3 protein-coding genes are annotated in these 2,558 nt (G+C 58.8%); 1 reads left to right on the forward strand and 2 read right to left on the reverse strand.

What is annotated here, in order from left to right:
• The coding region (locus AC0AP0_RS11715; protein ID WP_490430594.1) for an exodeoxyribonuclease III at positions 1-740 on the reverse strand (740 nt) is incomplete at its 3' end.
• Positions 741-1,110: 370 nt separating this feature from the next.
• Between AC0AP0_RS11715 and AC0AP0_RS11720 the strand changes: the two genes are divergently transcribed.
• A complete protein-coding gene (locus AC0AP0_RS11720; RefSeq protein ID WP_445341811.1) occupies positions 1,111-1,620 on the forward strand; it encodes a single-stranded DNA-binding protein in 510 nt (169 codons plus the stop codon).
• A gap of 119 nt (positions 1,621-1,739) precedes the next feature.
• On the opposite strand, the gene AC0AP0_RS11725 is transcribed toward AC0AP0_RS11720, so the two are convergent.
• Positions 1,740-2,558, reverse strand: an 819-nt coding sequence (locus tag AC0AP0_RS11725; RefSeq protein WP_490430595.1) for a M13-type metalloendopeptidase, incomplete at its 5' end; no start/stop codon positions are given.

Genomic DNA, 2,558 nt, shown 5'->3' on the forward strand with positions numbered 1-2,558 from the left:
CCGGAGTTGTTGATCTTGCTCTTTGGGGCACGCTGTGCGAACCAGGTGTAGACGCTGCGGTGATCGTCGTAGAAGCCGGCGGCATCGCCATGAATTTTCCGGAAGGTGTCGGTGAAGCCTGCATCCAGCAGAAGGCCGAACTTCTCGCGTTCCTGATCGGTGAAGCCGGCGGAATGGTGGTTGGAGGCCGGGTTGGCAATGTCGATCTCCTCGTGGGCCACGTTGAAGTCGCCACAGGCCAGGACCGGTTTGCGGGCATCCAGTTCCTGCAGGTAGCGACGGTAGCAATCATCCCAGACGCCGCGCGTCTTGAGCCTGACCAGTCCCGATCCTGAATTGGGGGTGTAGACCGTGGTGACGAAGCAGTCCGGGAACTCCAGAGTGAGCATGCGGCCCTCGTCATCCATGGTGTCCGGAGCGCCGATGCGGGGTTGCGTCACGGTAGGTTCCGGCAGGCTCTTGCGGTAGAGCATGAGCGTGCCTGCGTAGCCTGTGCGGGCCGGGGGCTCGGAGCGGCGGTCCACCTCCTGGTAATCGGGGAAGTATCGCATGAGTGCCTTAAGGATGCCTGCGGATTTCTTCTGATCTCCGTTGAGTTTGGTTTCCTGGATGGCTACGACATCAGGATCCAGATTCCGTATGGTCTCCACCACTTTCAGGGAGAGGGCGCTGCGGCTGCTCTTGCCCAGCAGGGCGGCGTTGAGCGAATCGATATTCCAACTGACCAGCGTGTGAACCATGACTGCGGGTCCTTCCAAACCGTACCGATGTATCTGCTCTCACAGTTTAGCCCAGGACCAATGCTCGATTGCCCTGGGTGCTGAAAGGGACATTGCCAAACCAGCCATGGGCAGGGTTGTCCACCTCGCGAAACAAGCCGGGCTCGTTCGACCACAATGGTCTGCGGGTCAGGTGCGGAGACGTGGGTGGAGGCACGATAGATTCACCGTTCGATGGAGGGTTTCTGGCCGGGGCCAGTACCTTCCCCCGCTCCGATTATCCGCGTTCCGGTCCGGGATCCTCCGTCGAACGGCCTCATTGCCGCGCGAGCAGGAATCGGCCGGCAGATTTACAGCATCGGATTCATAACATCGACAGAGAGGTGCCGGTATGTCTATCAACGAAATAAAAACGACCGTCTTCGGCTTTATGGGGACTCAGCCAACTCGTCTGGGACAGCCGGGGTCTACGCCGGTCTGCTCCTTCAGGTTGGGCTCTACGCCGGCCTATTACGATGCTGCGGCTGGGGTGTGGAAACGAAAATCCACCACCTGGCTGACGGTCAAGGCCTTCAGGACTTTGGCGGTCAATGCCTTGGCTTGTCTGCACAAGGGTGATCCAGTCATGGTGACGGGATCCTTGGTGACGGAGGAGTGGACCACTGACGGCCAGCCGCATAGCAGTCTGGTTTTGATTGCGGATGGCATTGGTCACGACTTAGCACGTGGACAGGATACCTTCACTAGGATCCGATCGAGTTCTGCGTCTATTGATGAGGGGGCTGCCGGTCCGGATCCTTGGACCACACCGCTGGCATCTTCACCGTCCGAAACAGCCTCTGCATCACCTGCCTCATCTGCGCCGGAGGAAGTATCCGTGGAGGCTGCCAATGCTGGATAAACAAAGGTTGCTCCGGCCAAGCAAAACGAAAGCGGGAGACCGACTGATTCTCGTCGGCCTCCCGCCTTGATCATTAGGCTGATTAAAATCGTCAACCAACGGTTTTAATCAGAACAGGTTTACCAGATCTTGACCCGTGCTTCGGGTTCCAGCCACATGCCGTCGTCGGCTGTGACTCCGAAGGCCTGATAGAAGCGATCCACGTTCCTAACGATGCCGTTGGTACGGAATTCAGCAGGGGAGTGAGGATCGATCTGCAGATACTGTTCGGCCAGCTGATCCCTGTTCTTGGTCCTCCAGATGGAGGCGTAGGACAGGAAGAACCGCTGCAGGCCGGTGTAGCCGTCCATGACCGGAGCCGAGGCCAGTGCCTGGTCCAAAGCCGCATCGTCTGTCCCGACCGGGGCGCCCTCCTTCTTCTGCAAGGAGATGGCATAGGCCTTGATGGCGATGTTGACGCCTCCCAGGTCCCCAATGTTCTCGCCAATGGTCAACGCTCCATTGACATGAGGTGCTTGCTCGGGCTTGTCGGCATACTTCTCGGCAAGTTGCTGGGGGACAAATCCGTTGTACTGCTTAATAAGTGCTTTGGTCCGTTGTTCGAAGTTTTCACGGTCCTGCGGGGTCCACCAGTCCTGCAGACGTCCGTCACCGTCGTACTTGGAGCCCTGGTCGTCGAATCCGTGGCCGATTTCGTGACCGATGACCGATCCAATGCCTCCGTAGTTGACGGCATCGTCGGCGTCTGGATCGAAGAAGGGCGGCTGCAGGATGGCTGCGGGGAAGACGATGACATTCAGGGTGGGCTCGTAGTAGGCGTTGACCGTCTGAGGGTTCATCAGCCACTCTTCCTTGTCCACGGGCTGACCGGCCTTGCAGAACTGGTAGCCGGACTCGTAGATGTTGGCCCGCCGCACGTTGTCGACCAGACCCAGCTT

Source organism: Bifidobacterium sp. POST2/T3 (B1) (genome assembly GCF_058197115.1).

What these genes read in the sequence shown, in the direction of transcription:
- AC0AP0_RS11720 (WP_445341811.1), top strand. Translation starts at nt 1,111, where the DNA reads ATGTCTATCAACGAAATAAAAACGACCGTCTTCGGCTTTATGGGGACT.